Origin of the sequence: Stenotrophomonas sp. 17(2023) (genome assembly GCF_030345315.1) — a bacterium.
Classification (GTDB): Bacteria; Pseudomonadota; Gammaproteobacteria; order Xanthomonadales; family Xanthomonadaceae; genus Stenotrophomonas; species Stenotrophomonas acidaminiphila.
Map to the genome: position 1 here is coordinate 1,858,693 of NZ_CP128405.1, position 26,081 is coordinate 1,884,773.

Below are 26,081 nucleotides of genomic sequence, written 5' to 3' on the forward strand. Positions count from 1 at the left end.
GTGAATGCGTTGAGCTCCCAGCGCTGGGCGCCACACGTCACCGTGGCCACCGTGGTGTGCCGCGCCGGGCAGCTGCTGCTGGTGGAGGAGGAAAAGGACGGGCGGCGGGTGTTGAACCAGCCGGCCGGCCACCTCGATGCCGGCGAGAGCCTGGTCGAGGCGGCCGTGCGTGAAACCCGCGAGGAAACCGGCTGGGAGGTGCGGCCCACCGCGTTCATCGGCACCTACCAGTGGAACGCGCCCGACGGCACGCCGTTCCTGCGCTTCGCCTTTGCCGCCGAACCGCTGCGGCATCATCCGCAGCAGCCGCTGGACAGCGGCATCGTGCAGGCGCTGTGGCTGACCCCGGCGGCGCTGCAGGCGGACATGGCGCGGCTGCGCAGCCCGCTGGTGTGGCAGACCGTATCGGACTGGCTGGCCGGGCAGCGCCATCCGCTTTCCATCGTGAGGCAGCTGCGATGAGCCGCCCTGACGTGGTGGTCGGGGTCTCCGGCGGGGTCGATTCCTCCGTCGCCGCCCTGCTGCTGGTGCAGCAGGGGCTGGATGTCGCCGGTCTGTTCATGCAGAACTGGGCCGACGATGGCAGCGGGCATTGCCGCGCCGAGGACGACCGCCGCGACGCGGTGGCCGTGTGCGGGCGGCTTGGCATCCCGTTCCATTTCCGCGATTTCTCGGCCGAGTACTGGCAGGGCGTGTTCGAGCATTTCCTGGCCGAGTACGCGGCCGGGCGCACGCCGAACCCGGACGTGCTGTGCAACCGCGAGGTCAAGTTCAAGCACTTCCTGGACGCCGCCCGCGAACTGGGCGCCGGACGCATCGCCACCGGCCACTATGCCCGGGTGGAACAGTCGGGCGGGCGCTGGCGGCTGCTGCGCGGTGCCGACCGCGGCAAGGACCAGAGCTACTTCCTGCACCAGCTGGGCCAGGCGCAGCTGGCCGCCACCATGTTTCCGATCGGCCACCTGGAAAAGAGCCAGCTGCGCCGGATCGCCCGGGAAAGCGGGCTGCCGACCCACGCCAAGAAGGACTCGACCGGCATCTGTTTCATCGGCGAGCGCGATTTCCGCCAGTTCCTGGGCCAGTACCTGCCCGCGCGCGAAGGCGAGATCCGCGATCCGCACGGACAGCCCATCGGCCGCCACCCGGGCGTTTTCTATTTCACCCTGGGCCAGCGCGAGGGCCTGAACATCGGCGGGGTGCGCGGGCGGCCGGCGGCCCCCTGGTATGTGGTCGGCAAGGACGTGGCGGCCAACATCCTGTATGTCGACCAGGGCCACGACAGCCCCTGGCTGCAGTCCAGCCGGCTGCGTAGCGAAGCCATGCACTGGATCGCCGGCAGCGCGCCCGCCGCCACCTTCACCTGTACCGCGCAGACCCGCTACCGGCAGCCGGACGAACCCTGCCGCGTGAGCGTGGGTGACGACGGCACCGTGCAGGTACAGTTCGAGCGGCCGCAGCGGGCGGTCACGCCCGGCCAGTCGCTGGTGCTGTATGACGGCCCCGAATGCCTGGGCGGCGCGGTCATCGCCGCCACCGACGCTGCGCTCGAACAGCGTGCGCCCTGGCCCGTTTCCCTTGAGAGGCAAGCATGAGTTCTTCCTTCGACGACCGTGTCCTGGCACTGGCCGGCATCGCCCAGGCCCTGCAGCAGGTGCGGCGCATCGCCGAAACCGGCCATTCCGACAGCGCGGTGGTCCGCACCGCGATGGACAGCGTGATGCGCATCGACGCCCCGTCCCCTGCCGCGGTATACGGCGACAGCCACCAGCTCGAACCGGGGCTGCGCCTGCTGCGCGACTATTTCGGCAACCAGGGCAAGGACGCGCTGCTGCCGCGCCTGGCGTTGTCGGTGATGCAGCTCGAACGCCGCTTCGTGCGCGAACGCGCCACCGTGGACAAGGTCCAGGCCGGCATCGAGCGCGCCGCCGCGCAGGCCCGCGAGCTGGGCGACCCGGCCCACCCCGAAATACTGGGCGCCATGGGCGGCCTGTACGCGGACACCATCAGCCAGCTCAAGCCGCGGATCATGGTGCAGGGCAATCCGCACTACCTGGGACAGGCGGGCGTGGTCGCCGAGATCCGTGCCCTGCTGCTGGCGGCGGTGCGCTCGGCGGTGCTGTGGCGCCAGCTCGGCGGCAGCTACTGGGACTTCCTGTTCTCGCGCAAGGCCATGCTCGAAGCGATCTCGCGAAGGTTGCGCGGCGGCGGCTAAAGACCCGACCGGCACGGCCGATACTGCAATCGTGACTCTCCCGAGAACGTCCATGTATTCACGCATTGCAATCCGCCTGGCCGCCCCGCTGGCCCTTACCTTCCTGCTGGCATTGGCGCTGGCCTTCGCATGGCCCGCGGCCGTTGTGTGGGCGGTCCTGACCACGATGGCGCTGAGCTGGCTGGTGTTCGCCTACTGGAGCGCCTACAGCCAGTCGCAGCGTTCGCCCGAGCACGCCCGCGTGCTCAAGGAGCAGGACCAGCTGCTCAACGAGCTGCGCAGCTTCGTCAGCAACGAGATCGATGGTTCGCGCGGCGAGATCGAGCGCGCCCGCGAACTGATCCGCCAGGCGGTCGCCGGGCTGGGCAGCAGCTTCGATGCGATGAACCGCAAGTCGCGCCAGCAGAGCCAGGCGCTGGCCCGCATCGTCGACCGCGCCGGCGAGGATGGCGGTGGCGGCGTGGACGTGGCGCGTTTCGCCCAGCACGCCAGCCACCAGATGGAGCAGCTGGTCGAGGCGCTGGAGCAGGTCAGCGGCCAGAGCAGCAACACCGTGCAGCACATCGACCAGATGGCCCAGCACCTGGACGGCATCTTCGCCCTGCTGGAGGACGTGAAGTCGATCGCCGACCAGACCAACCTGCTGGCGCTGAATGCCGCCATCGAGGCCGCGCGTGCCGGCGAGGCCGGGCGCGGGTTCGCGGTGGTCGCCGACGAGGTGCGCAACCTGTCCGAGCGCTCGACCACCTTCAACGAGCAGATCCGCAAGCTCGCGCACAGCTCCAAGGACGCGATCGCCAAGGTCCGCGAGACCGTCTCGCACATGGCTTCGCGCGACATGGACCGCTCCCGCGAGGCGCGCCACGAGGCGGCGGCCATGCTGGAGAACGTGGCGGCGATCAACAACTCGCTGGGCGATGGCATGCGCGAGATCTCCGAATGCGGCCGTGCCATCGACAGCAGCGTCGCCGACGCCGTGCGTGCCCTGCAGTTCGAGGACATCGCCACCCAGGCGCTGGGCGGCGTGCACACCCACCTGGACCGCCTGACCGCGATCAACCGCGAAGCCGTGGCGCTGCAGGAGCTGCTGCATCGCAGTGGCGGCGTGCTCGACGGCGAGCTGGTGCTCGCGCTGCAGCGTACCGGCAGCCGCCTGCGTGAGATGCGCAGCGAATGGGAACGCCCGCCGCACAAGCCGGTGGCACAGCAGAGCATGGGCGCGGGAACGGTTGAGCTGTTCTGATTCCCGCCACGATGCGACAACGACCCCGGCCCCGGCCGGGGTTTTGTCGTTGCCGGCCGGCTGGGCGGAGGTCGAGGCAGCGGTGAGCCCACAGACGGCGGAAGCCGTGCCCGGTGCCGGTGCCGCCGCCGCGCGTGCCCGCCTGGCGGCACTGGAGGCCCTGGTACAGCAGGAACTGGAACGCAGCGGGCAGCTGCCGATGGCGGATTTGCCGGAGCAGGATGATCCGTCGGCGACCCTGGTGGCCTGGGACCTGGCCTTCTGCCGACGTGCGGCGCGCACTGTGATCGAGTAACCGCGCCACTTTGACGACTGCCGGGTCCCGGCGAGCCACGCCATCCGCCGCGGAAGCATCCGCGCCGCGCGCCCCGCGACCTGCCGCATGCCGGGCGCACCAGCCGGCGCATGCCGTCGCTGCCGGCATCCCCGACTGCTTCGCCGCCCAGGCCGACCGCCCCTCCCCGCCCGCCTGCAGCCACGGGTGCCGGCCGGTGCGATGCGGACACGCCGGTTCCGCTCCCTCGACCTGCAGGCCCGGCACCACCCCGGGGCGACAGACCGTGCACGCGTGCCTGCCGTCGGCCGGTTGCTCGCGGCTGCCACGCTCTGTCGCACCCCGCGACGGTGTGCGGGCGATTCAACGGGCAAGGTGGTGGGCTGCGCTCCGGCCACGCCTGCGGTCAGGGTGGCGGGAGCAACGCGTGGGCATCGTGGCACGGGCGTGGCAGCCCCGCTCCACCTGGGGACTGGACGCAGCAGGAAGCGGCATGGGGGCCGAGCCGATGCTCAGCCGACGGTGGCCGGAAGGTCCGCCTGCGTGGGTGCCTGCGGGCCCGGGCCGTCACCCTCGTCGCAGCGACGCAGCCACTGGGCCATGTCCCGCGAAGGCAGCGGGCGCGAGTACAGGTAGCCCTGGATCTCGTCGCACCCCTGGCGCAGCAGCATCGCCTCTTCCTGGCGCGTTTCCACGCCCTCGGCCACCACCTGCATGCCCAGCGCATGGCCGAGGTGGACGATGGCCTGGGTGACCTCGGCGGTGCCGGCATCGTGCAGCATGCGCTGGACGAAGCTGCGGTCGATCTTCAGGCGCTGTACCGGGAAACGGTTGAGGTAATGCAGGTTGGAGAAACCGGTGCCGAAGTCGTCCACGGCCAGCAGCACGCCGTTGCGCTCGAAGGTGTCGAAACACTGCCGCAGCGCGTCGCTGTCGCGGATCAGGGCCGATTCGGTGAGCTCGAGTTCCAGCCGGTGCGGTGGCCAGCGGTGGCGTTCGCAGATGGCGATCACCTGCTCGGCGAAGCCGCGCTCGCGCAGCTGCATGGCCGATACGTTCACCGCGATGCGTTCGAACATCAGCCCCGCGGCATGCCAGGCGGCCGCCTGTCGGCAGGCTTCGTTGAGCACCCATTCGCCGATGCGGGTGATCTCGCCGCACTTCTCCGCCACCGGGATGAACTCGGCCGGGCTGCACGGCCCCAGTTCCGGACAGACCCAGCGCAGCAGTGCCTCGATCGCCGGCGGCCGTGTGCCATCGACATTGACCAGGGGCTGGTAGACCAGCTGGAATTCCTCGCGCTCGAGCGCGCCGTGCAGCGCGTGCTCGATCTGCAGGCGTCGCTGGATCCCGGCCAGCACGTCCTGGCTGTAGTACTGGTAGGTGTTGCGACCGGCCTCCTTGGCCGCGTGCATGGCGGCGTCGGCCGCGCGCAGCAGGGTGTCGAAATCGCGATGGCTGTCGTCGGCGAGCGCGATGCCCACGCTGGCCCCCACCTTCAGCGTGGTGTCGCCACGGTGCAGCGGCGAGGCCAGCGAGGCGATCAGCTTGCGCGCGACATGGCCGGCATCGGCCGGGTCGGCGAGGTGGCGCAGCACCACGACGAACTCGTCGCCATTGAAGCGGCCGAACAGGTCGGCGTTGCGCAGGTTCTGGTGCAGCCGCGCCGCGGCCGCCTTGAGCAGCATGTCGCCGGTGGCGTGGCCGAAGGTGTCGTTGATCGACTTGAAGCCGTCCAGATCGACGAACAGCATCGCCAGGATCTTGCCGTTGCGGCGCGACTCGGCGATGGCCTCCTCGGTCTGCTCGCGCAGCAGGATGCGGTTGGGCAGCCCGGTCAGGAGGTCGTAATGGGCCAACAGCTCGATGCGCTCGTTGGCCTCGCGTTCGCGGGTGATGTCGCGGAACAGCACCACGAAGCGCTCCGGCAGGCCTTCGCGCCGGTCCAGCTCGATCTGCACCTGCACCCACACCCGCTGCCCGGAATGCCGGTAAAAGCACAGGTCCAGCTGTTCGGGCAGGCCACCTTCGGCGATGCGGGTAAGCGCGGCTTCGAAGCTGTCGCGCGAATCGGGCGTGTACAGCGCCAGCGTCTGCTCCAGCGTCACCGGCTCCTTGCGCAGGCCGTGGATGCGGTAGCACTCATCGGTCCAGAGCATGCCGCGGGTGGTCACCTCGATCTCGCAGCCGCCGATGCGGCCCAGCGCCGAAACGCGGTTGAGCAGTTCGGTGCGCCAGCGGATCAGGGCGTCGGTCTGGCGCTGCTCGGTCACGTTCTGCAGCTGCCCGGCCACGCGCCGCACGCGCCCGCTGGCGTCGTGCCGGGGATGCATCCACACCCGCAGGTGGATGCCCGGGACTTCCATCGGCGCCGCCGCCAGCACCAGTTCGAATGCGTGCGGCTGGCCTTCGCGGTGCAGCCGTCGCCACGCCGCCAGCACCTGGGCGCGGGCATCGGCGTCGAGCATGTCCAGCCAGCGCCGGCCCGACGGCATGCTGCCCGGGGGACGGCCGATGGCGGCGAGCATCTCGTCCGACCAGGAAAAGCCGCTGTCACGCTCCCACGACCAGGTCCCGAGGCCCGCGATGCGCTGCAGGTGGCGCAGTTGCGCCTGCTGTTCCTGCGCATCGGCCCCCGGCGCATCCGCCGAAGTGATGCCGATGCGGATACCGGCCATGCGCAGTGCCTGGCCGTCGGCCGTCCGCGCCACCACCTGGCCATGATCGTGCACCTGTTGCCAGCCGCCATCGGCGCGGCGCACGCGCAGCCGGCAGGCGTAGGCGACGGCAGGGTCGCGCAGGTGCGACCGCAGAGCGGCCTGCTGCATGGCGCGGTCGTCCGGGTGGGTGCGTTGCAGCCATTCGTGCACGGTGCCGGTGCCGGTGACGGGGGCGGCTCCGGCGCTGCGCTCCAGGTACGCCAGCAGGTGCGCCGGCACGTCCCACTCCCAGACGCCGTGGCCGGCGTCATGCAGCAGCTGCGGCCAGCGCCCGTCCACCAGCGAGGCGGCCGGGGCGGCACTGAAGATGTACGCGCAGACCGTACCGTCCTGCGCGCGCGCAGCACTCAGGAAGCCGTCCATGCGCTGCTCCCCGACGGGCACCGAACACGGCAGCAGTCCCTGGTCGGCGACCCGGTCGCGCAGGCCCAGCAGGGCCAGCCGATGCAACTGCAGGCCACGCGGCAGATCCAGGGTGCGGGCCGTGGCATTGGCGGCCAGCGGATGGCCCTCCGGATCGAGCAGCACGATCGCCCCCTCCAGCGGGTGGCTCATCATGCTCGCAATCACGCCCTGATCCACGCGCTACCGCTCCAGTCAAACACCCGAGGTCCGGGAACTCTAGGGATAGCGGCAGCCGTTCATGGAAATTGAGTACTGCGTCATCGCGGTTTGCGATGGCCCGTTAAGATGTCGCTGGATCGAACTCGGCACCCTGCCACGGCACATGCAAAACGGCTCCCTCCCTTCACGCCATCCGGCCCCCACCGAGTCGGCAATGGCCGGCCTGCAACGCACTACATATGGTGTTGTGGCGGCAGGCGGCGCATTGATCCTGCTGTGCGGCCTGCTGCCCTGGACCTGGCGGGCGATTCCGGCCCATCCGCTGGCCTGGAGTGTGACCTCCGTCATCCTGGTTGCCGCCTACATGGCACTGGCCCTGCTCCTGCTCCTGCCGCGGCTGGCCCGGGTACGGGTGCTGGCGGCGCGCGACGTCAGCGAGCTCGAGACCAGTCGCAAGGCGCTGGAGACGGGAAACCGGGAACTGCAGGCCATGGCCGGGCGTCTGTTCTCGGTGCAGGAGGATGAGCGCCGGGCGATTTCCCGTGACCTGCACGACGATATCGGCCAGGCCGTCACCGCGATCAAGCTGGCCGCGCATGCGGCGATGGACGAGGACGATGCCCAGCGCCGCCGCGAGGATCTGGAGCAGATCGTGGAACTGGTCGACAGTACCGTGGTGCGGCTGCGCAACCTGTCGATGCTGCTGCGCCCGCCGCAACTCGATGCGCTGGGGCTGGAGGCGGCGCTGCGCTGGCAGGCCGGGCAACTGTTCCGTTCCTCGCCGGTGGAGCTGCTCATGGATGTAGAGGACCTGCCGCAACGCCCCGACAACGAGGTCGAGCAGGCCTGTTTCCGCATTGCCCAGGAAAGCCTGACCAATGCCCTGCGGCATGCGCTGGCCAGCCAGGTCCGGCTGTGCCTGGAGGACGATGGCGGCGGCCGGCTGCGGTTGCGCGTGACCGACGACGGCGAAGGCTTCGATCCGGACGGCCCGCGCGGGCTGGGGCTGGTGGTGATGCGCGAGCGCGCGCAGAGCGTCGGCGGCTGGCTGCGCATCCACACCGCGCCGGGCGAAGGTACCCAGGTCGAGCTGCACCTGCCCTACCGCATGCCGCAGGCGGCCGCCTGCCAGGGAGCCTGAGGATGTGGAACCCCGCCCCGCCGCCCGCCGCCGGAACGCCCGCCCCGCCGCGCCTGGGCGCCGGCAACCCGGAGCTGGCGGCCATGGTCGCCGACGCCGCCGCCGGCGGCACGCCGCTGATGCTGCTGCACCTGGACATCGATCACTTCGCCTCGGTCAACGAGAACATGAGCGCCGACGTCGGCGACCAGGCGCTGGTCCTGATCGCGCAGCGGCTGGGTGAGCACCTGCGCGGCCGCGGCCGGCTGTGGCGGCATGGCAGCGACGAGTTCGTGCTGGCGATCCCGCGGGCGGATGGGGTGCCGTTGCCGGAGGAAATGGCCGAACAGCTGCGCCAGCAGATGGAGCTGCCGCTTTCGGTGCTGCCCTACACCCTGTTCCTGACCGCCAAGATCGGCGTGTCGCTGAGCCCGGAACATGCCACCGACCCGAGCCGGCTGCTCGACCTGGCCGAGGACGCGCTGCACCAGGCGGGCCGCGAAGGCGGCAACGTGGTGCAGGTGCACATGCTGCACAAGCCACTCAGCGCGCACAGCGAGAGCATCATTTCCCGGCAGCTGGTGGACGCCATCGACAACGGCGAACTGCGCCTGCGCTACCAGCCGCTGGTCAGCGCCCGCGACGGCCACGTCGTGGGCATGGAGGCGCTGCTGCGCTGGCAGTCGCCGACGCTGGGCATGCTGGTGCCGGAACGCTTCATGCGTACCGCCGAACGGCTGGGCATCATCGTCCAGATCGGCGCCTGGGTGCTGGAAATGACCCTGCGCCAGGCGCGCATCTGGCGCGACCAGGGCTTCGACGATTTCAACATTGCGGTCAACGTGTCCACCCTGCAGCTGCTGCGGCCGAGCTTCTTCGCCGAGACCATGGCGCTGCTGCAGTCCACCGGGGTGCCGGCGCGCATGCTGACCCTGGAAATCAACGAGAGCGCGCTGACCAACAACGTCAACTTCGTGTACGAGACCCTGGCCAACCTGCGCAACGAGGGCATCAGCCTGAGCCTGGACAATTTCGGCACCGGCGACTCCAGTCTAAGCGCGCTGGTGCGCTACCCGGTGGACAAGCTCAAGATCGACCGCAGCTTCATCAAGAGCGCGCCGGCAGCCAACCGCGAGGCCGCCATCTCGCGCGCGATCATCGCCATGGGCCACCAGCTGGGCATGACGGTGATCGCCAACGGGGTCGAGTCGCAGGCGCAGCTGGGCTTCCTGCGCCGCAACGACTGCGATGTGTTCCAGGGCTATCTGTTCGGCGAGCCGATGTCGGTCGAAGCCGCCGGCATGACCCTGCGCCGGCGCTACCTGCGCCCGGAGGCGTTCGCCGAGACCCGCCCGGACCGCACCCTGCTGCTGCTGGACGACGAGGAGAACGTGCTGCGCTCGCTGGTGCGCCTGTTCCGCCGCGACGGGTACCGCATCCTCGCTGCCGGCAACGTGCGCGATGCCTTCGACCTGCTGGCGATCAACGACGTGCAGGTGATCCTGTCCGACCAGCGCATGAGCGACATGAGCGGCACCGAGTTCCTGGGCCGGGTGAAGATGCTCTACCCGGACACGATCCGGCTGGTGCTGTCCGGCTACACCGACCTCAACACCGTGACCGACGCGATCAACCGCGGCGCGATCTACCGCTTCCTGACCAAGCCCTGGAACGACGACGAGCTGCGCGAGCACATCCGCCAGGCATTCCGCACCCACGACGAGAAGCGCGTCGGCAGCCAGGGCCGCTCGATCAACGGCATGGAATGAGCCGACCCCGGGTCGGCCCAGCAGCGCCGCTGCCGGGCACCGGCAGCGCTGGCGCTCAGCCCTTGGGCTGGCGGATCGGCAGCACGATGCGGAAGCGCGAGCCCTCGCCCACCGTGCTGTCCAGGTCGATGCGGCCGTGGTGCTTGTTGACGATGCCGTAGGAGATCGACAGGCCCAGCCCGGTGCCGCTGCCCACCGGCTTGGTGGTGAAGAACGGATCGAAGATGCGCTGGCGCAGTTCCGGGGAAATGCCCGAGCCGTTGTCCTGGAACTCGATCCAGACCTCTTCGCCGTCCACGCCGGTGCTGACCACGATATGCCCGCGGTCGGCGATGGCATGGCCGGCGTTGAGCAGCATGTTCATGTACACCTGGTTCAACTCCGACGGCAGGCACTCGACCATCGGCAGCTCGCCGTAGCGGCGCTCAAGGGTGACCTTGTACTTGAGCTCGTTCCAGATGATGTTGATGGTCGATTCCAGCCCCGCGTGCAGGTCGGCCAGCTTCCACGATTCGTCGCGCCCGGAGTACGAGAAGTCCTTGAGGTCGCGCACGATGCGCGTCACCCGCTCGATGCCCTCGCGCGACTCGGCCATCAGCTGCGGCAGGTCGCGGCTGATGAAGTCGATGTCCAGGCGGTCGCGGATGTCGTCGATCTCCGGGATCAGCGCCTTCGGGTCCGGCGCGCGCAGGGCGCGCTCGTAGGCCTCGATGACGGTGAACAGGCTGCGCAGGTATTCCTGCAGGCTGCCCAGGTTCGAATGGACATAGCCGATCGGGTTGTTGATCTCGTGGGCCACGCCGGCCGCGAGCTGGCCGATCGAGGCCATTTTTTCCGATTGCAGCAGCTTCTCCTGGGCGCCGTTGAGCCGCAGGTAGGCCTGGCGCAGTTCGGCATGGCGGCGCTGCAGCTCGTTCTCGTAGTCTTCCTGGTCGTCGATGTGGCGGAACAGCGCCAGGCAGGCGTGTTCGCCCTGGTGTTCGTGGTGGTACAGGTGGACGATCACCGCACGCGCGCCCAGCGGCAGGCTGCCGCTCCAGCAGCCCGATTCGCGGGCCTGGCCCAGCGCCGCCGCCGGCAGCAGGTCGACCAGGCGCCGTGCCAGCCCGGCCACGTCACCTGGCTGCGCGCCGAACAGTTCGCGCACGACGTCGTTGGCCAGGGCGACTTCGCCCCTGTCGTTGAACAGCAGCATGCCGTCGCGCATGCGGTCGCTCAGCGCACGCAGCACGGCAGGAGAGGGAAAGGGCGCGAACGGAGGGGGGGCGGTATCGGCCACGGGGCGGCGGGTCGGCTGAACGGTCGCCCACTATAACCGCGGCGGCGCAGGCGCGAGAGGCCTGGCGGGGGGCTTCCGTCAGGCGACGGCGAGCGGCTTGCGGGTGTGCAGAAGGTGCGCCTGGCCCTTGGCGTCGTAGGCCGACGAGGCCTCGCTGCGGCCGAGCTGGCGCAGTGCCCAGCTGACCTCGCGGCGGCGCCGGGCCAGCAGCACGCCGTTGGCGCGGTTGCGCTCGGCCAGCTCGCGCAGGCGGTCGGCGTGTTCCAGCGGCGGCCGCGCCTCGAGGATGCGCAGCGCCTCCAGCTTCAGGCTCGTGGCCGCCACCAGCGCCTGCACGTCGTGCTCGACCAGCGCCTGGCGCTCGCCATCGAGCGCGTCGCTCAACTGCTGCAATGGATCGGCCACGCCCAGCTTCATGCCTGCAGTTGTCCGTCCAGATCCAGCATGCGCTTGGCGATGGCGTCCGGGTTGATCTGGTAGCTGCCGTTCTCCAGTGCTTCGCGGACGGCCTGCACGCGCGCGGTGTCGATCGCCGGGGCGGCGGACAGTTCGCGCTGCATGGCCTGCAGGCTGGTGGCTTCGCCGGTCAGGCGCACGCTGTCGGCGGCCTCGACCGGACGGGTCTCGCCGCCACCGGCGGGGGCGGCCTTGGCGGGCGTGGCGAGCGGGCGCAACTGGGCGCTTGCCGTGATCCCGCCGTCGATTTTCTGGCTCATGTGATGGAAGTCCTGATTCGGTACACAAGGGTTAACGGCAAGGGGGGACTGATCTTTAGTGGAATCTACCGGGAAACCAGAACATCGCCGCTGGCCGTGGCCACGCCCTGCACCACCCGCCGCGAGGACAGGTTCTCGACCGGCACCCGGTCGGCCTCACCCGCATCGGCGAGCGCCTTGCCCGCCACCCGTACCTCGACCCCGCCGCGCCGGGACACCAGGGCGACGCTGTCTCCACGCCGGATGATACGCGGGGAGACCAGATCGCCGGCCGACAGCAGGGTCCCGGCACCCATTGCGCGCCGCGCCACCCGGCCGATGGCCGATTGTGGATCGGACAATACCGCGCCGGCGATGCGCGCGGTGTCACGACGCACACTGCCGATATCGGCGGCGGCCAGCACTTCTCCAGCACCGACGCCGCGGGTCAGGACCAGCACGTCCTGCTCGCGCCGCACCGTCACCGGTACGAACAGCTTCCAGCCGCCGGCCTGGGGACAGGCCACTTCCACGGTCCGGTTGCCGGTCGCCCGGGCCTGCAGGGGCGACGGGCAGGCAGGCAGCCGCAGGCTGGCATCGACGCTGGCCTCGGCCTCGGTGGCCGGGTCCAGGGTGGACAGCGCAGCCGCGCGGATCGAGGCCACCGACTGGAAATCGGCGGCCTGGACCGGGAGGGCCAGCAGCAGGCAAAGCAGGGCCGACAGGCGCATGGGAAACTCCACCACGAAAACAATGGCCACAGCCCTGCAAGCGGCGTGCCGGAATGCCACGCCCCCGCCGCCCGCGATCACTGCCGCGTCGCACGGGGCAACGGCATGCGGGATCGCCCGCAGCCACCCTCAAGTCCCGGCCCCGCCCTGCCGATACCGGCTGCATGTCACATGACCTGCTCAACCGCATCGACCAGCGCACCCGGCTGGCCGGCCACAACCGACTGGCCCTGCTGCTGTTCCGTCTCGGCGGCCGTCAGCTTTTTGGCGTCAACGTCTTCAAGGTGCAGGAAGTGCTGCGGCGCCCGCCCCTGTTCCAGGTGCCCGGCCTGCCATCGCAGTTCTCCGGGGTGGCCGACGTGCGCGGCCGCTCGGTGCCGGTGCTGGACCTGGGGCTGGCGATCGGCCACCCCGAGCGCGAGCCCGACGCGGACACCTCGCCCGGCTACCTGGTCGTCACCGAATTCAACCGCTCGGTGCAGGGCTTCCTGGTCAGCGGCGTGGAACGGATCGTCAACATCGCGGTGGAAGACATCCAGCCACCGCCGGAACTGGGCGCCGAGGCCAGCTACCTGACCGCGGTCACCCGCTTCCAGGGCGAGCTGATCCAGGTGATCGACGTGGAGAGCGTGCTGGCCGACATTGCGCAGATCAGCAAGGATGCGGTGCTCGATCCGTCGATGGTCCTGCCCGCCGGCGCGCCGCCGATGCAGGTGCTGGTGGTGGACGACTCGCGCGTGGCCCGCCAGCAGATCCGCAGCGTGCTCGACCAGTTGGGGGTCACCGCCACACTGCTGTCCGACGGCAAGCAGGCCCTGGACCACCTGCTGCAGATCCATGCCGCGGGCGAAAACCCCGCCGAACGCTATGCCATGGTCATCTCCGACATCGAGATGCCGGCCATGGACGGCTACACCCTGACGACGGAAATCCGCCGCCATCCGGGGCTGGCCGGGCTGTTCGTGCTGCTGCATACCTCGCTGTCGGGCGTGTTCAACAACGCCATGGTCGAGCGCGTCGGCGCCAACGCCTTCGTGCCCAAGTACAGCGCCCACGAACTGGCCGATTTCGTCCTGCAGCGCCTGCGCCAGGTGGCCGCGGCGGCGTGATGCCGCTTCCGGGCCGCCTGCCGCGGGGCGGCCCGGGCCGTCCCGCGCAAGCGCCGCGACAGCCGCGCGGTTGAACCCGCCACCGGGCATGGCCGTGCCTGCCCGCCCCCGGCGCCCGTCTTCTGGCACGCCACTTGCAGCCTTCCGGGCATCGTTCCCCCGGGAGGCGCGCCATGCCCAACCTGATTTCCAACTACCTGGGCATCCATGCCCAGGCCATGCCGTTGCGCGAGCAGCGCATGAAGCTGATCGCCGGCAACCTGGCCAACGCCGACACCCCGGGCTACAAGGCCCGCGACCTGGATTTCGATGCCGCCCTGCGCAGCGCCAGCGGCGCCGATGGCAACGGCCTGCTGACCGCCACCGCCGAACAGCACTACCGCATCGGCGGTGACGGCCTCAATCCCTTCCAGGTGCTGCGCCCCGGCGTGCAGCCGAGCCTGGACGGCAACACCGTGGATCCGGATGCCGAGCGCGCCGCCTACGGCCGCGCCGCGCTGGAGTACCGCGCCTCGCTGAGCTTCGTCGAGTCGAAGGTACGCACCCTGACCACCGCCATCACCGGCCAGTAAGGGGAGCGCCATGAGCAACCTGCCCATCTTCGACATCGCCGGCTCGGCGCTGCAGGCGCAGTCGGTGCGCATGAGCACCATCGCCTCCAACCTGTCCAACGCCGATACCGTGGCCGGTTCGGCCGACGCGGCCTACAAGCCGCTGGAACCGGTCTTCCAGGCGGTCACCAGCCGCGAGGACCCGCGCCTGACCCGGGTGGAGGTCAAGCAGGTCACGCAGAGCGAGGCCCCGCCGCTCAAGCGTTACGAACCCCACCATCCGCTGGCCGACGGCGACGGCTACGTGTATTCGCCGGACATCGACCCGGTGGCGCAGATGGTCAACCTCATCTCCACCTCGCGCAATTACCAGGCCGGCGTGGAGATGCTCAACACCGCCAAGGAACTGACCCTGGCCACCCTGACCATGGGCCGCTGAGCCGGCCGCCACAGGATTCCGTCATGAGCAGCATCAACACCAATAGCGACCTGTTCGGCGCGCTCGGGCTCAACGCCCCGGCCGCGAAGAGCACCAAGAAGAAGGACGCGCTGGACCAGGCCGACTTCCTGCGGCTGATGACCACCCAGCTGCAGCACCAGGATCCGCTCAAGCCGATGGACAACAGCCAGATGGTCGCGCAGATGGCGCAGCTGTCCACGGTGCAGGGCATCAACGACCTGAACAAGAGCGTCACCGGCTTCCAGGAATCGATGGCCGGCGACCAGATCCTGCGCGGCGCGGCCATGGTCGGCCACGACGTGCTGGTGCCCTCGACCAAGTTCATGCTCGGCGACGACGGCTCGACCGGGGGCACCCTGGCCGCGCCGGGCGCCGGCACGATCGTCGTCGACATCACCGATGCCAACGGCAACAAGGTCGACCAGATCAGCGTTGCGGCCGACGCCTCGGGCGAAGTGCCCTTCCAGTGGGACGGCACCGACGCCAACGGCAAGCGCATGCCGGCCGGCGCCTACACCATCGCCGCCACCTACACCGATGCCAGCGGCAAGCAGACCAAGCTCAGCACCTACGTCGAGGCCGAGGTGGAGAGCGTGACGGTCGGATCCGACGGCCTCTACCTGAACCTCAAGGGGCTCGGCGCGGCCCCGCTCGACTACGTGCTCCGCGTCAGCTGAGCCCCCTCTTCCACGGATTCCCAGGAGTATCGCCATGGGCTTCAACGCCTCCCTGTCCGGCATCAGCACCGCCAATGCCGACCTGAGCGTCACCGCCAACAACATCGCCAACGTCAACACCGTCGGCTTCAAGGAATCGCGCGCCGAGTTCGCCAACGTCCTGACCGCGACCGGCTATGGCCTGCAGAACAACGCCATAGGTTCGGGCGCACGCCTGACCAACGTGGCCCAGCAGTTCTCGCAGGGCAACATCGACCAGACCGGCCGCAGCCTGGACCTGGCGATCGCCGGCGAAGGCTTCTTCACCCTGAACATGAATGGTTCGCGGGTGTATTCGCGTGCCGGCAACTTCCAGGCCGACAAGAACGGCTACGTGGTCAATCCGCAGGGTGCACGCCTGCAGGTCTACGCGCCCAGTGCCGACGGCACCCGCTTCGATGGCGCCCTGACCGACCTGCGCCTGCTGTCCGGCGACAGCGCGCCGCGCCCGACCAGCCAGCTCGAGCTGGCCTTCACCCTGCCGGCCAACGCCAAGGAACCGACGATCACGCCGTTCGATCCGGCCGTCAGCAACAGCTACAGCCATTCCAGTGGCGGCATCACCGTGTTCGACTCGCTGGGCGTCAGCCACATCCAGACCTCGTACTTCGTCAAGACCGCCAACCCCAACGAGTGGGCGGTCTACAACTTCGTCGACGGCGTGCCGGTCAACAATGGCAGCGTGCCCGGCGACCCCACCGCCACCCCGCCGGTCCCGGCGGTCATCGGCACCCCGACCCTGCTGCAGTTCTCCGACAGCGGCGCGCTGACCACGCCCGCCGATGGCAAGATTCCCTTGGGTGCGTTCACCCCGAGCACCGGCGCCGGCCAGCTGGCGATGAGCGTGGACGTGTCCGGCTCCACCCAGTACGGCGAGAAGTTCAACCAGCACAACACCGGCCAGGACGGCTACGCCTCGGGCAAGCTCAACGAGATCAACATCTCGGAGAAGGGCGTGGTGTATGCGCGCTACTCCAACGGCGTGGACGTCGCGCTCGGCCAGGTCGCGCTGAGCAACTTCAACAACCCGCAGGGGTTGCTGGGCGAAGGCAACAACCTGTGGTCGGAGACCTTTGCCTCGGGCACGCCGCGTACCGGCGCGCCGGACAGCTCCGACCTGGGCCAGATCCAGGCCGGTTCGCTGGAGGCTTCCACCGTCGACCTGACCCAGCAGCTGGTCAACATGATCACCGCGCAGCGCAACTTCCAGGCCAATGCGCAGATGCTCTCGACCCAGGACCAGATCACCCAGACGGTGATCAACATCCGCTAAGCCGGATCCGGCGGGAGCGGGGGCGCGCGCCGCCCCGGCTCCCGCGCCTTCCGCCTCCCGCGCCTTCCGCCTCCCGCGCCTTCCGCCTCCCGCGCCTTCCGCCTCCGGCACCGCGCCACTTCCCGCTCCCCGCTTCCAGGTCCCCGCCCCCGATGGACAAAGCCCTCTACGTCGCCATGACCGGTGCCCGTGCCTCGCTGCAGGCGCAGGCCACCGTTTCCCACAACCTGGCCAACTCCGACACGCCCGGTTTCAAGGAAGCGCTGGCCAACACCGAGGCGTTCCCGATCCAGGGCCAGGGCTATGCCTCGCGCATCGACGCCCTGCATGTCGATGCCGGTTTCAACCGCCGCATCGGCGCGCAGCAGATCACCGGCAACGCGCTGGACCTGTCGTTGCAGCCGGGCAGCTGGCTGGCGGTGCAGTCGCGCGACGGCAGCGAGGCCTACACCCGCGCCGGTGCGTTGACGCTCACCCCCAACGGCCAGCTGGTCACCGCCGACGGCAATGCCGTGCTCGACGAGAACGGCAACCCGCTGGCGGTGCCCCCGCACCAGGCCATCGAGATCGGCCACGACGGCACGCTGTCGGTCATCCCGCTGGGCGAAGGACCGCAGACCATGGCCATGGTCGGGCGGTTGCGCGTGGTGCAGGCACCGGACGCACGGCTGCAGCGCGGCCTCGACGGGCTGATGCGCAACACCGACCCGCAACAGCCGTTCGCGCAGGTCCAGGGCAAGGCGCTGGACAGCGGCATGCTCGAGTCCAGCAACGTCGACGCGGCCGGCGCGCTGGTGCAGATGATCCAGCTGCAGCGCCAGTTCGAGATGCAGGTCAAGGTCATCAAGCACGGCGACGAGAACGCGCGCAGCGCCAACACGCTGCTGCGCCTGAACGGCTGACGCCGCCGCGCCGGCCGATTGGCGCGCGGTTCTGGCACAGGCCATGCATTACATCCTGCAACGGCCCTGAGGGCCGGCACCCGCCGCAGAGGAACCGCTCATGAATCAGGCACTGTGGGTCGCCAAGACCGGCCTGGATGCGCAGCAGACGCGCATGTCCGTTGTCTCCAACAACCTCGCCAACACCAACACCACCGGCTTCAAGCAGGACCGCGCCAGTTTCGAGGACCTGCTGTACCAGCAGGTGCGCCAGCCCGGCGGCTCGTCCTCGGCGCAGACGCAGTTGCCGACCGGCCTGCAGCTGGGCACCGGCGTGCGCGTGGTGGCCACCTCCAAGAACTTCCAGCAGGGTGGCCAGCAACAGACCGGCCGCGCCCTGGACGTGATGGTCAACGGCCGCGGCTTCTTCGAAGTGATGCTGCCCGACGGCAGCTCGGCCTACACCCGCGACGGCAGCTTCCAGATGAGTCCGCAGGGCGAACTGGTCACCAGCAGCGGCTACCCGGTGCAGCCCGGCATCCAGATCCCGGAAGGCGCGCAGTCGCTGACCATCGGCGCGGACGGCACCGTCAGCGTGAAGATGGCCGGCGATGCGGCATCGGTGGAGATCGGTTCGCTGACGCTGACCGACTTCATCAACCCCGCCGGCCTGCAGGCCAAGGGCGAGAACCTGTACCTGGAAACCACGGCCTCGGGCCCTGCGCAGAACGGCACCCCCGGCCTCAACGGCCTCGGCGGCATCGTCCAGGGCGCGCTGGAAGGCAGCAACGTCAACGTGGTCGAGGAACTGGTGGCGATGATCGAAACCCAGCGCGCCTACGAAATGAACGCCAAGGCCATTTCCACCACCGATTCGATGCTCGGCTACCTCAACAACAACGTCTGATCGTGCCGCTTACGGAACCCGCCATGGCCCGCCTGTCCAACGTCCTCCGTCTTTCCTGCGCCGCCGCCAGCCTGGTGCTGCTGGGTGGCTGCGTGGTCGCCGGCGACATCCGCCCCTACCCGGCCATGGCGCCGGTGGTGCCGGTGGTCGCGCCGGCGGCCGAGGCCACGGCCGGCGCGATCTACGCCGCCGGCCCGGGCCTGAATCTCTACGGCGACCGCCGCGCCCGCGACGTCGGCGACCTGCTGACCATCACCCTGGTCGAGAGCACCTCGGCCACCACCAGCGCCAATACCGCCATCGGCAAGAAGTCGAGCATGGACATCGGTTCGCCGAGCCTGTTCGGCGCGCCGGTGACCCTGGGCGGCAAGGAGGTGCTGGCCGCCAGCGCCCGTGGCGAGCGCGACTTCACCGGCAAGGGCAGCAGCGCGCAGAGCAACCGCCTGCAGGGCAGCGTGACCGTGACCGTGATCCAGCGCCTGCCCAACGGCAACCTGGTGGTGCAGGGCCAGAAGAGCCTGCGCCTGAACCAGGGCGACGAGCTGGTGCAGATCCAGGGCATCGTGCGCGCGGCCGACATCGCCACCGACAACACCATCCCTTCCAGCAAGGTCGCCGACGCGCGCATCGCCTATGGCGGCCGCGGCGCGGTGGCGCAGTCCAACGCGATGGGCTGGCTGGGGCGGTTCTTCAACTCGCGCCTGGCGCCGTACTGAGGAGGACGGATGATGACGGTTACCTCCCGCACACTGGCCGCGCGCATGCAGCGCCTGATGCACGGCCTCCGCGGCACCTGTAAGCCCCTGGGGCTGGCCGCGCTGCTGCTGGTGCTGGCACTGCCGGCGCACGCCGAGCGCATCAAGGATCTGGCCCAGGTCGGTGGCGTGCGCGGCAATGCGCTGGTCGGCTACGGCCTGGTGGTCGGCCTGGACGGCAGCGGCGACCGCACCAGCCAGGCGCCGTTCACCGTGCAGAGCCTGAAGAACATGCTTGGCGAGCTGGGCGTCAACGTTCCGCCGAACGTCAACCCGCAGCTGAAGAACGTGGCCGCCGTGGCGATCCACGCCGAGCTGCCGCCGTTCGCCAAGCCTGGCCAGACCATCGACATCACCGTGTCTTCCATCGGCAACGCGATCTCGCTGCGTGGCGGCTCGCTGCTGATGGCCCCGCTCAAGGGTGCCGACGGGCAGGTCTATGCCATTGCCCAGGGCAACCTGGTGGTGGGCGGCTTCGGCGCGCAGGGCAAGGATGGTTCGCGGGTATCGGTGAACGTGCCCAGCGTCGGCCGCATCCCGGGTGGTGCAACCGTCGAACGCGCCCTGCCGGACGTGTTCGGCGCCAGCGGCGAAATCACCCTGAACCTGCACCAGAACGATTTCACCACCGTCGCGCGCATGGTGGCCGCACTCAACAACGCCTTCGGCGAGGGCGCCGCGCGCGCGGTCGACGGCGTCACGGTCGCGGTGCAGGCGCCGAGCGACCAGGGCGCGCGCATCGGCCTGCTGGCACGCATCGAGAACATCGAACTCTCGCCCGGCACCGCGCCGGCGCGGGTGGTGGTCAATTCGCGTACCGGCACCGTGGTCATCGGCTCGCAGGTACGGGTCAGCCCGGCGGCGATCGCGCATGGCTCGTTGACGGTGACGATCAACGAGGCCACCCAGGTCAGCCAGCCCAATGCCCTCGGTGGCGGCCAGACCGTGACCGCGCCGCAGTCCACGATCACCGCCAGCAACGAAGGCAGCCGCATGTTCCGCTTCGACGGCGGCACCACGCTGGACGAGATCGTGCGTGCGGTGAACGAGGTCGGCGCCGCGCCCGGCGACCTGATCGCGATCCTGGAAGCCCTCAAGCAGGCCGGTGCGCTCAGTGCCGAGCTGGAGGTGATCTGATCATGCGCATCGCTGCCCCGTCACTGGAGCTCAACGCGGTCACCGGCAACGACCCGGCGAAGATCGACAAGGTCTCGCGCCAGCTCGAAGGCCAGTTCGCGCAGATGCTGATCAAGAGCATGCGCGCGGCCAGCTTTGGCGACTCGCTGTTCCCCGGCGAGAACCAGATGTTCCGCGAGATGTACGACCAGCGCATTGCCGAGGCCATGACCAAGGGCCGTGGCCTGGGCCTGTCGACGATGATCGCGCGCCAGCTCGGCGGCACCGACAAGGCGACCCAGCCGCTGGACACCTCGCTGGTCCCGGCGGCGAAGGCCGCGCAGGCCTACCGGCTGCTGGCCCCTGCCGCCGCGACGGCGCCGATGGCGCTGCCGGGCCCCCAGGCCGCGCTCCAGGCGGATCCGCCTGGAGCGGATTCGCTGCAGGCCATGGCCAGCGCCCCGGCCATGCCGCAGGAGCAGATGCTGGACCTGATCGCCGGCCGCGACAGCGGCAGCCTGCATGCGGCCATCGGCGGCCGCGGCGTGGTCCCGGAAACCGCCGCGGCAACGGCCGACTGGGCCCTGGCCAACGACCGCTGGAGCGGCGTCGGTCCGGCCGCACCCCGTACCGATGGCGTGGACATGGCCACCGCCAACGCCGCCGCCGACCAGCTCGGCAAGCACACCCCGGAAGGCTTCGTCGCCAGCATCTGGCCGCATGCCGAGAAGGCCGCGCGCGAACTCGGCGTCGATCCGCGTGCGCTGGTCGCGCAGGCCGCGCTGGAGACCGGTTGGGGCCGCCGCCACATCAAGCGCGACAACGGCACCAGCAGCCACAACCTGTTCGGCATCAAGGCCAGCGGCTGGAAGGGCGAGAGCGCCAGCGCCGCGACCCACGAGTACGTCGACGGCCAGCGCCACAGCCAGACCGCGCGCTTCCGTGCCTACGAGTCGCCGGCCGAGAGCTTCGGCGACTACGTGCGCATGCTCAAGAACAGCCCGCGCTACCAGGCCGCGCTCAAGGCCGGCAGCGACGTGCGCGGTTTTGCACAGGGCTTGCAACGTGCCGGGTATGCAACCGATCCGGGCTACGCCGCCAAGATCGCCGCCATCGCCGCAGGTCCGACCATCGACCGCGCCGTGGCCGCCATCGGCCAGGCCGGCACCCGCCTCGGCCAGACCTTCGCCCAAGCCGCCGGCCTGGCCGGCATCACCCGCCGTTGAGATAGAACCCGATGTCCAGTGTCCTCTCCACCGGTAGCAGCGCCCTCATCGCCTTCCAGCGGGCGCTGGCGACCGTCAGCCACAACGTGGCCAACATCAAGACCGACGGCTACAGCCGGCAGAAGGTCGATTTCGCCACGCGCAACCCCACCGACTTGGGCTATGGCGACGTCGGCAACGGCACCCGCATCACCGACATCCGCCGCGTGGCCGACCAGCTGGCGATCTCGCGCCTGCTCGACAGCAGCGGCGAACTGGCCCGGCTGAAGCAGCTTTCCGGGCTGGCCGACCGGGTGGATGCGTTGTTCTCCGACAGCGCGACCAACCTCAATGGCATCTGGTCCAACTTCTTCGATTCGGTCAGCGGCCTGTCGGCCAACGCCGCCGGCACCGCCGACCGCCGCAGCATGCTCGACAACGCCAACGACCTGGTCAACCGCTTCAAGCAGTTGAACGGCAACCTGGACACCCTCGGCAACGAGGTCAACAACGGCCTGATCGCCGGCACCGGCGAGATCAACCGCCTGGCCCGGGAGATCGCGCAGATCAACAGCACCATCGGCGGCGACATCACCGGCGTCGCGCCGGACCTGCTCGATCGCCGCGACCAGCTGATCACCCAGCTGGTGGGCTACACCGGTGGCACCGCCGTCATCCAGGATGGCGGCATCATGAACGTGTACTCGGCCGGCGGCCATGCGCTGGTGGTCGGCGGCACCGCCTCGCAGGTCACCACCGTGGCCGATCCGTACCAGCCCGAACGCCTGCAGCTGGCGCTCAAGACCCAGGGCCAGACCATCGTCCTGGATGGCAAGGCGCTGGGCGGCAGCATCGGCGGCCTGCTCGAATTCCGCGACACCGTGCTGACCCCGGCGCAGGCCGAACTCGGCCGCATCGCCGTCGGCCTGGCGCAGGCGTTCAACGAGAGCCACCGCGAAGGCATGGACCTGTACGGCGACATGGGCGTGGATTTCTTCAGCCTCGCCCCGCCCAAGGTCGCCGCGCACAGCGGCAACAGCAGCACAAGCACCGCCACGGTCAGCGCCAGCTATGGCGACGTCGCCGCGCTGGACGGCCAGAACCTGCAGCTGCGTTTCGACGGCAGCAGCTGGGTGGCCACCCGCACCGACACCGGCGCCCAGGTGCCGATGAGCGGCAGCGGCAGCGCCGCCGATCCGTTCGTGGTCAATGGCATCGAACTGGTGGTCGGCGGCACCCCGGCACTGAACGACCGTTTCCTGGTGCAGCCCACCGCGGCCGCGCCCGGCGGGCTGGCGGTGGCGATCAGCGACCCTTCGCGCATCGCCGCCGCCAATCCGGTGCGTGCCAAGGCCGACCTCGGCAACGTCGGCACCGGCGTGGCCGGCAAGCTCGACATCACCGATGCCGCCAATGGCGCCCTGCTCGACCCGGTCAGCATCGATTTCATCGACGCCAACAACTACACCATCAACGGTGGCCCGCCGCTGCCCTACACGCCCGGCCAGACCATCGCCGCCAACGGCTGGAGCCTGGTGCTCGACGGCAAGCCTGCCGCCGGCGATACCTTCACCGTGTCGCGCACCCAGGCCGGCTCCAGCGACAACGGCAACGCCACGCGCATGGCCGGGGTCGAGGAGGCCAAGGCCTTCAACGGCGGCACCGTGACGCTCAACGGCGCGCTGGGCGGGCTGACCACGCAGATCGGCGCAGCCGCGCGTGCGGCCGACTACTCGCTGCAGGCGCAGCAGGTGATCAACGAAAACGCGCAGGCCACGCGCGATTCGATCTCCGGGGTGAACCTGGACGAGGAAGCGGCGGACATGCTCCGCCTGCAGCAGGCCTACCAGGCCGCCTCGCAGCTGATCTCCACGGCGGACACCATGTTCCAGTCGATCCTGCGGGCGGTGGGCTGATGAACAACCGCATCTCCAGCAGCATGATGTACGACCAGTCGGTGTTCCTGATGCTCGCCAAGCAGAGCAAGCTCAACCACCTGGAACGCCAGCTGGCCACCGGCCAGAAGCTGGTCTCCGCCAAGGACGACCCGGTCGCCTCCGGCACCGCCGTGGGCATGGACCGCATCCTGGCCGAACTGGACCAGCTGGGTTCGAACGCGGCGAACGTGCAGAACCGGCTGGGCCTGCAGGAAAACGCCCTGGCGCAGGCCGGCGAACTGCTGCAGCGGGTCTCCGACCTGGCCATCCAGTCCAACAACGCCGCGTTGTCGGCGGAGGACCGCAAGAGCGTGTCCGCCGAGCTGCGCTCGATCCGCGAGTCGCTGCTGTCGCTGGCCAACAGCACCGACGGCAACGGCCGCTTCCTGTTCGGTGGTACCGCCGACGGCGTGGCCCCGTTCTCGGCCAACAACGGCAGCATCCTGTACAACGGCGACCAGACCCAGCGCCAGGTCGAGGTCGCGCCCGGCAGCTTCGTGCAGGACGCCCTGCCCGGCAGCGAGATCTTCATGCGCATCCGCACCGGCGACGGCACCATCGACGGCAGCGCCGCGGCCGGCAACACCGGCCAGGCGGTGCTGACCGGCGCCAGCCGCGACGGCAGCGCCAGCTGGAATGGCGACAGCTACACGGTGCGCTTCACCGGCCCCGGCGCCTACGACATCCTCGACGGCGGCGGTGCCACGGTCGGCAGCGGCACCTATGCCGAGGGCGACGACATCGTCTTCCAGGGCCTGCGCGTACGCATGACCGGCGTGCCGGCGGCCGGCGACGAGTTCACGGTCGGCCAGGCCGGCAACCGCGATGTGTTCTCCACCATCGACCGCCTGTCCCAGGCGCTGCAGATGGACACTTCCACCCTCGCCGGCCGCACCGCGCAGCAGAACCTGCTGCAGTCGAGCCTGCGCGACGTGGCCCGCGCCTCGGAAAAGATGATCGATTCGCGCGCATCCGGTGGCGCGCAGCTCAGTGCCATCGACAACGCCGCCTCGCTGCGCGAGGCCAATGCCATCACCCTGAAGGATTCGCTTTCGCAGCTGCGTGACCTCGACTACGCCGAGGCCATCGGCCAGTACAAGCTCGAAGGCGCCGCCCTGCAGGCCGCACAGACCGTGTTCACGCAAATGCAGTCCATGTCGCTGTTCAACATGATCCGCTGATCCAGACAAACGCAAACCGCCTTCCCATATCACGCAAGACCCGAGCACAACGGAGAAGTCCCATGGCACAAGTCATCAACACCAACATCATGTCGCTGAACGCCCAGCGCAACCTGAACACCAGCGGCAGCAGCCTGGCGACCAGCATCCAGCGTCTGTCCTCGGGCCTGCGCATCAACAGCGCCAAGGACGACGCCGCCGGTCTGGCGATTTCCGAGCGCTTCACCACCCAGATCCGCGGCCTGGACGTTGCCACCCGCAACGCCAACGACGGCATCTCGCTGGCGCAGACCGCCGAAGGCGCGATGGTCGAGATCAGCAGCAACCTGCAGCGCATCCGCGAACTGGCGGTGCAGTCGGCCAACGCCACCAACTCCAGCAGCGACCGCGACGCGCTCAACGCCGAAGTGCAGCAGCTGCTGAGCGAGATCGACCGCGTCGCCAACCAGACCAGCTTCAACGGCACCAAGCTGCTGGACGGCAGCTTCACCGGCGCGCTGTTCCAAGTCGGCGCCGACGCCGGCCAGACCATCGCGGTGAACAGCATCGTCGATGCCAACATCGACCAGCTGGGCCGTGCCGGCTTCGCCGACACCGTCAGCGGCGCCGGCGTCGGCGGCACCGCGGCCACCGCCTCGGGCGCGATCAAGGGCATCGCCGTGTCGATCCGCGCCGCCGGCGCCCCGGCCGGCGCCGCCGGTGTCACCACCATCACCCTGGACGACGTCAAGATCGAAGTGGGCGACGATGCCGCGGCCGTGCAGAAGAAGATCGCCCAGGCGTTCAACAACAAGCTCGACCAGACCGGGCTGTACGCCGAGGTCAGCGGCGGCAACATCAGGCTGACCTCGCTCAAGGCCGGCCAGGACTTCGAGGGCGTGAGCAACGGCACCCTCAGCGGCGGCACCGGCATCACCCTGTCGCTGGCCGCCGACCTGCCGGCCTCGGTGGCCTCGGCCGGCACCGCAGCGGCCGGCGGTGGCATCAACCACCTGGAGAACCTGGACATCTCCAATTTCGCCGGCGCCCAGCGCGCACTCGAAATCGTGGACAAGTCGCTGACCGCGGTCAGCGGCTCGCGCGCGGAGATGGGCGCCATCCAGAACCGCTTCACCTCCACCATCGCCAACCTGTCCACCACCTCGGAGAACCTGTCCGCTTCGCGCAGCCGCATCCGCGACGCCGACTACGCCAAGGAAACGGCCGAGATGACCCGCACGCAGATCCTGCAGCAGGCAGGCACCGCGATGCTGGCCCAGGCCAACCAGGTCCCGCAGAACGTGCTCAACCTGCTCAAGTAAGCCGGCACCGGAAGCGGCAGGAAGCAGAGCCCCGGCACGCCCGGGGCTCTGTCTTTCCGGGGACGGCCGCACCGGCGGTGGA

Annotated in this window: 24 protein-coding genes and 1 pseudogene; 20 read left to right on the forward strand and 5 right to left on the reverse strand. The window is 69.6% G+C overall.

Features of this window, described 5'->3' with window-relative positions:
* The 5 genes from QQA12_RS08425 to QQA12_RS08445 all read left to right on the forward strand — a co-directional run bounded on the left by QQA12_RS08425 (nt 1) and on the right by QQA12_RS08445 (nt 3,750).
* Nucleotides 1–462, forward strand: coding sequence for an NUDIX hydrolase (locus QQA12_RS08425; RefSeq protein ID WP_054665708.1), 462 nt, complete (start codon nt 1–3; stop codon nt 460–462).
* On the forward strand, nt 459–1,592 hold the full coding sequence (gene mnmA, locus QQA12_RS08430; RefSeq protein ID WP_056932912.1) for a tRNA 2-thiouridine(34) synthase MnmA: 1,134 nt from the start codon (nt 459–461) through the stop codon (nt 1,590–1,592). The genes QQA12_RS08425 and mnmA overlap by 4 nt, the downstream gene beginning before the upstream one ends.
* Nucleotides 1,589–2,212 carry a high frequency lysogenization protein HflD gene (gene hflD, locus QQA12_RS08435; protein WP_054665713.1) on the forward strand — a complete coding sequence of 208 codons (624 nt, stop codon included), beginning with the start codon at nt 1,589–1,591 and terminating at the stop codon, nt 2,210–2,212. Before mnmA ends, hflD begins: the two co-directional genes overlap by 4 nt.
* Nucleotides 2,213–2,264: 52 nt before the next feature.
* Nucleotides 2,265–3,455 carry a methyl-accepting chemotaxis protein gene (locus tag QQA12_RS08440; protein ID WP_054665716.1) on the forward strand — a complete coding sequence of 397 codons (1,191 nt, stop codon included), beginning with the start codon at nt 2,265–2,267 and terminating at the stop codon, nt 3,453–3,455.
* 82 nt (nt 3,456–3,537) lie between these two features.
* On the forward strand, nt 3,538–3,750 hold the full coding sequence (locus QQA12_RS08445; protein ID WP_152985152.1) for a hypothetical protein: 213 nt from the start codon (nt 3,538–3,540) through the stop codon (nt 3,748–3,750).
* A 491-nt stretch (nt 3,751–4,241) separates the two neighbouring features.
* On the opposite strand, the gene QQA12_RS08450 is transcribed toward QQA12_RS08445, so the two are convergent.
* A complete protein-coding gene (locus QQA12_RS08450) occupies nt 4,242–7,031 on the reverse strand; it encodes an EAL domain-containing protein (RefSeq protein ID WP_226049051.1) in 2,790 nt (929 codons plus the stop codon).
* A 391-nt stretch (nt 7,032–7,422) separates the two neighbouring features.
* On the opposite strand from QQA12_RS08450, the pseudogene QQA12_RS08455 reads away from it, so the two are divergent.
* Together QQA12_RS08455 and QQA12_RS08460 are read left to right on the forward strand one after the other, a co-directional pair.
* Nucleotides 7,423–8,154: pseudogene (locus tag QQA12_RS08455) on the forward strand (sensor histidine kinase); the annotation flags it as partial.
* Between the two features lie 2 nt (nt 8,155–8,156).
* A complete protein-coding gene (locus tag QQA12_RS08460; RefSeq protein ID WP_226049052.1) occupies nt 8,157–9,902 on the forward strand; it encodes an EAL domain-containing protein in 1,746 nt (581 codons plus the stop codon).
* A 55-nt stretch (nt 9,903–9,957) separates the two neighbouring features.
* Here QQA12_RS08460 and QQA12_RS08465 read toward each other — a convergent pair whose 3' ends face one another.
* The 4 genes from QQA12_RS08465 to flgA form a co-directional block, all read right to left on the reverse strand.
* Nucleotides 9,958–11,109, reverse strand: coding sequence for an ATP-binding protein (locus tag QQA12_RS08465; RefSeq protein ID WP_226049919.1), 1,152 nt, complete (start codon nt 11,107–11,109; stop codon nt 9,958–9,960).
* Between the two features lie 150 nt (nt 11,110–11,259).
* Nucleotides 11,260–11,592 (reverse strand): flagellar protein FlgN, encoded by a 333-nt coding sequence (locus tag QQA12_RS08470; protein ID WP_182212908.1) that lies wholly within the window; start codon nt 11,590–11,592, stop codon nt 11,260–11,262.
* Between the two features lie 2 nt (nt 11,593–11,594).
* Complete coding sequence (gene flgM, locus QQA12_RS08475; protein ID WP_226049053.1) at nt 11,595–11,897, reverse strand: flagellar biosynthesis anti-sigma factor FlgM; 303 nt, start codon at nt 11,895–11,897, stop codon at nt 11,595–11,597.
* 65 nt (nt 11,898–11,962) lie between these two features.
* A complete protein-coding gene (gene flgA / locus QQA12_RS08480) occupies nt 11,963–12,607 on the reverse strand; it encodes a flagellar basal body P-ring formation chaperone FlgA (RefSeq protein ID WP_182212856.1) in 645 nt (214 codons plus the stop codon).
* A gap of 164 nt (nt 12,608–12,771) precedes the next feature.
* On the opposite strand from flgA, the gene QQA12_RS08485 reads away from it, so the two are divergent.
* The 13 genes from QQA12_RS08485 to QQA12_RS08545 all read left to right on the forward strand — a co-directional run bounded on the left by QQA12_RS08485 (nt 12,772) and on the right by QQA12_RS08545 (nt 25,999).
* Nucleotides 12,772–13,716, forward strand: a complete 945-nt coding sequence (locus QQA12_RS08485) for a chemotaxis protein (protein WP_056932645.1) — start codon at nt 12,772–12,774, stop codon at nt 13,714–13,716.
* Between the two features lie 173 nt (nt 13,717–13,889).
* A complete protein-coding gene (flgB, locus tag QQA12_RS08490; protein WP_054665738.1) occupies nt 13,890–14,288 on the forward strand; it encodes a flagellar basal body rod protein FlgB in 399 nt (132 codons plus the stop codon).
* A 10-nt stretch (nt 14,289–14,298) separates the two neighbouring features.
* Entirely contained in the window at nt 14,299–14,706 is a 408-nt protein-coding gene (flgC, locus tag QQA12_RS08495; protein ID WP_054665740.1) for a flagellar basal body rod protein FlgC, read from the forward strand.
* Between the two features lie 23 nt (nt 14,707–14,729).
* Nucleotides 14,730–15,404, forward strand: coding sequence for a flagellar hook capping FlgD N-terminal domain-containing protein (locus tag QQA12_RS08500; RefSeq protein WP_054665742.1), 675 nt, complete (start codon nt 14,730–14,732; stop codon nt 15,402–15,404).
* A gap of 34 nt (nt 15,405–15,438) precedes the next feature.
* Nucleotides 15,439–16,716: a flagellar hook protein FlgE gene (flgE, locus tag QQA12_RS08505; RefSeq protein ID WP_226049054.1), complete on the forward strand. Its 1,278-nt coding sequence runs from the start codon at nt 15,439–15,441 to the stop codon at nt 16,714–16,716.
* 152 nt (nt 16,717–16,868) lie between these two features.
* Nucleotides 16,869–17,618 (forward strand): flagellar basal body rod protein FlgF, encoded by a 750-nt coding sequence (locus tag QQA12_RS08510; protein WP_226049055.1) that lies wholly within the window; start codon nt 16,869–16,871, stop codon nt 17,616–17,618.
* Between the two features lie 100 nt (nt 17,619–17,718).
* The gene (gene flgG, locus QQA12_RS08515) at nt 17,719–18,504 is read left to right on the forward strand and encodes a flagellar basal-body rod protein FlgG (RefSeq protein ID WP_054665751.1); all 786 of its coding nucleotides are present in this window, start codon (nt 17,719–17,721) and stop codon (nt 18,502–18,504) included.
* A 23-nt stretch (nt 18,505–18,527) separates the two neighbouring features.
* Nucleotides 18,528–19,220, forward strand: coding sequence for a flagellar basal body L-ring protein FlgH (gene flgH, locus QQA12_RS08520; RefSeq protein ID WP_054665753.1), 693 nt, complete (start codon nt 18,528–18,530; stop codon nt 19,218–19,220).
* A gap of 57 nt (nt 19,221–19,277) precedes the next feature.
* Complete coding sequence (locus QQA12_RS08525) at nt 19,278–20,396, forward strand: flagellar basal body P-ring protein FlgI (protein ID WP_056932661.1); 1,119 nt, start codon at nt 19,278–19,280, stop codon at nt 20,394–20,396.
* Nucleotides 20,397–20,398: 2 nt separating this feature from the next.
* Nucleotides 20,399–21,601, forward strand: a complete 1,203-nt coding sequence (gene flgJ, locus QQA12_RS08530; RefSeq protein ID WP_226049056.1) for a flagellar assembly peptidoglycan hydrolase FlgJ — start codon at nt 20,399–20,401, stop codon at nt 21,599–21,601.
* Between the two features lie 11 nt (nt 21,602–21,612).
* Entirely contained in the window at nt 21,613–23,496 is a 1,884-nt protein-coding gene (gene flgK, locus QQA12_RS08535; RefSeq protein WP_226049057.1) for a flagellar hook-associated protein FlgK, read from the forward strand.
* Entirely contained in the window at nt 23,496–24,698 is a 1,203-nt protein-coding gene (flgL, locus tag QQA12_RS08540) for a flagellar hook-associated protein FlgL (protein ID WP_054665761.1), read from the forward strand. The genes flgK and flgL overlap by 1 nt, the downstream gene beginning before the upstream one ends.
* A 62-nt stretch (nt 24,699–24,760) precedes the next feature.
* Nucleotides 24,761–25,999, forward strand: coding sequence for a flagellin (locus QQA12_RS08545; protein WP_056932651.1), 1,239 nt, complete (start codon nt 24,761–24,763; stop codon nt 25,997–25,999).
* Nucleotides 26,000–26,081 lie beyond the last annotated feature (82 nt).

Excerpts from the sequence above, each read along its gene's own strand:
- mnmA (WP_056932912.1), top strand. The coding sequence starts at position 459 with ATGAGCCGCCCTGACGTGGTGGTCGGGGTCTCCGGCGGGGTCGATTCC.
- hflD (WP_054665713.1), top strand. The coding sequence starts at position 1,589 with ATGAGTTCTTCCTTCGACGACCGTGTCCTGGCACTGGCCGGCATCGCC.
- QQA12_RS08440 (WP_054665716.1), top strand. The coding sequence starts at position 2,265 with ATGTATTCACGCATTGCAATCCGCCTGGCCGCCCCGCTGGCCCTTACC.
- QQA12_RS08460 (WP_226049052.1), top strand. The coding sequence starts at position 8,157 with ATGTGGAACCCCGCCCCGCCGCCCGCCGCCGGAACGCCCGCCCCGCCG.
- QQA12_RS08465 (WP_226049919.1), bottom strand. The coding sequence starts at position 11,109 with ATGCGCGACGGCATGCTGCTGTTCAACGACAGGGGCGAAGTCGCCCTG.
- flgM (WP_226049053.1), bottom strand. The coding sequence starts at position 11,897 with ATGAGCCAGAAAATCGACGGCGGGATCACGGCAAGCGCCCAGTTGCGC.
- flgA (WP_182212856.1), bottom strand. The coding sequence starts at position 12,607 with ATGCGCCTGTCGGCCCTGCTTTGCCTGCTGCTGGCCCTCCCGGTCCAG.
- QQA12_RS08485 (WP_056932645.1), top strand. The coding sequence starts at position 12,772 with ATGTCACATGACCTGCTCAACCGCATCGACCAGCGCACCCGGCTGGCC.
- flgB (WP_054665738.1), top strand. The coding sequence starts at position 13,890 with ATGCCCAACCTGATTTCCAACTACCTGGGCATCCATGCCCAGGCCATG.
- flgC (WP_054665740.1), top strand. The coding sequence starts at position 14,299 with ATGAGCAACCTGCCCATCTTCGACATCGCCGGCTCGGCGCTGCAGGCG.
- QQA12_RS08500 (WP_054665742.1), top strand. The coding sequence starts at position 14,730 with ATGAGCAGCATCAACACCAATAGCGACCTGTTCGGCGCGCTCGGGCTC.
- flgE (WP_226049054.1), top strand. The coding sequence starts at position 15,439 with ATGGGCTTCAACGCCTCCCTGTCCGGCATCAGCACCGCCAATGCCGAC.
- QQA12_RS08510 (WP_226049055.1), top strand. The coding sequence starts at position 16,869 with ATGGACAAAGCCCTCTACGTCGCCATGACCGGTGCCCGTGCCTCGCTG.
- flgG (WP_054665751.1), top strand. The coding sequence starts at position 17,719 with ATGAATCAGGCACTGTGGGTCGCCAAGACCGGCCTGGATGCGCAGCAG.
- flgH (WP_054665753.1), top strand. The coding sequence starts at position 18,528 with ATGGCCCGCCTGTCCAACGTCCTCCGTCTTTCCTGCGCCGCCGCCAGC.
- QQA12_RS08525 (WP_056932661.1), top strand. The coding sequence starts at position 19,278 with ATGCACGGCCTCCGCGGCACCTGTAAGCCCCTGGGGCTGGCCGCGCTG.
- flgJ (WP_226049056.1), top strand. The coding sequence starts at position 20,399 with ATGCGCATCGCTGCCCCGTCACTGGAGCTCAACGCGGTCACCGGCAAC.
- flgK (WP_226049057.1), top strand. The coding sequence starts at position 21,613 with ATGTCCAGTGTCCTCTCCACCGGTAGCAGCGCCCTCATCGCCTTCCAG.
- flgL (WP_054665761.1), top strand. The coding sequence starts at position 23,496 with ATGAACAACCGCATCTCCAGCAGCATGATGTACGACCAGTCGGTGTTC.
- QQA12_RS08545 (WP_056932651.1), top strand. The coding sequence starts at position 24,761 with ATGGCACAAGTCATCAACACCAACATCATGTCGCTGAACGCCCAGCGC.